The organism is Streptomyces sp. NPDC058632 (assembly GCF_042717095.1).
Classification (GTDB): Bacteria; Actinomycetota; Actinomycetes; order Streptomycetales; family Streptomycetaceae; genus Streptomyces.
On sequence record NZ_JBHXQZ010000190.1, the window covers coordinates 1 to 2975 of the forward strand.

A 2975-nucleotide genomic window follows, 5' to 3' on the forward strand; every position below is an offset into this window, starting at 1 on the left:
GGCGCTCTCCCCGCGCCTCTGCCTCCGCCGGCGCCCCCCCCCCACCCCCGGAGGGGGCGTAGGCGCCGGGCCCCGAGGTGTGGCCCCCGCCCGCCGCACCTGCCTCCCGGCGTCACCTGCCGCTCAGGGCCTCGTAGTCCACGTACATACGGATCAGGGCCCGACGGTCGTCACGGACTTCCAGGAAGTCGCAGAGGAGCGAGAACAGCAGGTCGACGGCCGTCTGATCCTGCTCCGGTGCCAGCCGTTGACCCCAGCCCCGGAGAGGAATGCCGGGCAGGGCCTCGCGGAACACCTCGGCGTACCAGGTGGCGCCGGACCGCTCACCCCTCCGTACAGCGAGCCACTCGTCGAATCCCCTGAGCAGCCCTCCTGAGCGGGCCTGATCGAAGCCGATCAGGAAGGTGGCGGTGGAGTGATACGTCCCGTTCAGGCCGTACATGCCTGGCCTGGCCCGGACCTGTTCGATGAACTCCCTGTCGTTCATATGCCCTTCAGAAACCGAAGTCGATGACATCGTTCCACTGCCAACGGGCCTTGTACTCCGCGATGCTCTCACCGGCTCGCCCGGTCCACGCGTCGTAGACCCGGCCGTTGAGCACCATCACGGTGTGCGAGCCCCAGAGAGTGTCCTTCTCGCGGTACTGGGGAAGGGCAACGCCCATCATGGGAGTGATCGTGACGATGTCGCCTCCGCCCAGGCTGTCCCGGATCTCTTCGGCACACACCTCGCACCCCGAGCTGCCGGTGATCTCCGACGGATCACGGGGCAGCCCCGGAACCTTGTGCTCCCCGCACGGCGTCCCCGCCGATGCCGCCATGGGGACGGCCGTCGCGGACGCGGTGACCGCCGTCGTCACCGACGCCCTGGAGGCCGTGGACAGTGACGTCTTGTCGGCGACCTTGCAGCCGCGCCTGAGGAGCGCCAGCCCGTCGTACGTCTTCTCCAGCACCTTCAGCTTGGAGCTGATGAGGACGTCCACGACGAGGCTGCCGCAGTTCTCCAGGTCCTTCTCCCGCAGGCAGGCGTCCAGGTCGGTGAGGCCGGTCAACTCCTCGGTGATCTTGAGGAGTCTCTTGGCGGCGGCCCCGATCTCCTTGCCGTTCTCCAGGATCTGGCAGTCGATCGGGCTCTGCTGGCACCAGCGGATGTAGTCCTGCGGGTCGCAGGGAACGATCGCCTGACCGCAGCGGTAGATCTCGGCGGCCCGCCGGCCCGCCTCGTTGCGCTCCTTCTCCGCGACCGCGGCCTTGCGCTTGGCCTCGGCCTCCTCGCGGTACTTCCGCACCGCGGTGACGAACGCCTCACCGGCCGCCTCGAGCGCCGCCGCGGCCGACGCGCCCGCCGCCAGCTCCGACTGCCGTGCCTGGTCGGCGTAGTACCACGCGTGGGACGCTGCGGCCTGGGCCGCCTCGGAGGAGAGCGTGGCGTCGGTCGCGGACCGGGCCGCGTCCTCGGCCGCGACGTCGGCCTGCTTGGCCGCGGACCGCGCAGTCGCCGCGGACTTGGCCGCTGCTTCGGCGGACGCCTCGGCGTCCTCGGCGTAACCGGCTGCCTTGTCGGCCTGGTTCTGCGCCTCCTCGGCGGACGCATCGGCCTTCGCAGCCCACTTCTGGGCCTCGGCGGCGGCGTTACGGGCCACGGCCGCCGTTTTCTGGGCCGTCGCGGCGTCCTGCTGTGCCGTCGCAGCGATCTTCGCCGCGTCCGCGATCAGTTTCCGGACCTGCGCTATGTGGGTCGTGGAGAGCTCGTCCTTGCGCTGCGCCGTGTACTGGCCCGACACGATGAAGTTGTGCAGGGTCTGCGGCGCGCCCTCCAGGGCGATGCGGGCCGCGGACTGCACCTGCGGACCGCCGGAGTCGATCAGCTGGGCGGCCCGCACCCGCTCGTCCTCGTACTGCGTGTCGGTGAGGAAGGCGCTGTGCTTCTTCGGGTCGCCCGTGGCGAGAGCTGCCCGGCCGGCCTCCGCGAGCACCGGACCGGCCCCGTCGACGACCTGCGCGATCTTCACACGCATCGGCTCCGCGGCGATCTCGTACTGTCCGTTCGCCACGAACTCGGAGATGGCGGCGGCGTCGCCGTCGAGGGCGGTTTCCGCCGCCGCCCGCATGTCCGGGTCGGCGCTCTCCTCGGCGAGGCGCTCCACGTAGGAGCGCTGGTTCTGCCGTTCGGCGTCCTCCCAGCCGTTGGTGAGGTAGTCGAGGACCACGTCGTCGGATCCGGCCAGCGCCGCCTCGGCCGCCGCACGCCCCCACGCGGTGCCCTGCGTCATCTCCTCGACGGCCAGGTCACGGCCCTGCGTGGCGACGGCGGCGAGGTCGGCGTCCGGCTCGGCAGCCGCGGCCACCAACTCCTCCCGCCGTGTGTCCCGTTCTGCGGCCGCCTTCTCCAGGCCCTCCTGCTCGGCCGCCCGGGCCTCGGCGGCCGCCTTCTGGTCGCGGGCCTGTTCCACACCTGCGTTGGTACGGCCGAGAAGTTCCTCGGTCTCCACCTGGCGGGCCAGTGCGAACACCTGCTGGGCCTGAACGACCGCGGACGCCGCGGCGTTCGCGGCCTCGGTCGCCGCGTTGGCGTGCTCCGTGGACTTCGCGGCCGCCGTGGCAGCGTCACCGGCGTGTTCGGCCGCGTCCTCGGCCGCCTCGGCCGCGTTGCGGGCGTGCGTCGCGGCCGACTTGGCCGCGTCCCGCGCCGCGCTCGCCGCCTTGCGGGCCAGCGCCTCCGCTGCCGCTGCGGCGCGGTTGGCCTCGGCCGCGTGCCGTCTGGCGGCCGCCGCCGCGGCACGCGTCTCGGCGGCCGCCGCGCTGGACTGACCCGCGTAGTTGCCGGCCTCGATGGCGGCGTCGGCAGCCAGGTTCGCGCCCGCGCTCGTCGCCGAGGCAGCCGCGTCGCCCGCGGCGTCCGCCGCGACAGCAGCCTGGTCGGCGGCCTTCTCGGCACCGTCGGCCGCGGTGTTGGCGTCGTCCGCGGCCCGGCG

Annotated in this window: 2 protein-coding genes; both read right to left on the bottom strand. The window is 72.7% G+C overall.

The window, feature by feature from the left end; all coding sequences use genetic code 11:
- Nucleotides 1-112 precede the first annotated feature (112 nt).
- Nucleotides 113-487 (bottom strand): hypothetical protein, encoded by a 375-nt coding sequence (locus tag ACFWVE_RS34860; protein ID WP_384023228.1) that lies wholly within the window; start codon nucleotides 485-487, stop codon nucleotides 113-115.
- Between the two features lie 7 nt (nucleotides 488-494).
- Nucleotides 495-2975: ALF repeat-containing protein (locus ACFWVE_RS34865; RefSeq protein WP_384023230.1), on the bottom strand; the 2481-nt coding region annotated here is incomplete at its 5' end.

What these genes read in the sequence shown, in the direction of transcription:
- ACFWVE_RS34860 (WP_384023228.1), bottom strand. Translation starts at nt 487, where the DNA reads ATGAACGACAGGGAGTTCATCGAACAGGTCCGGGCCAGGCCAGGCATG.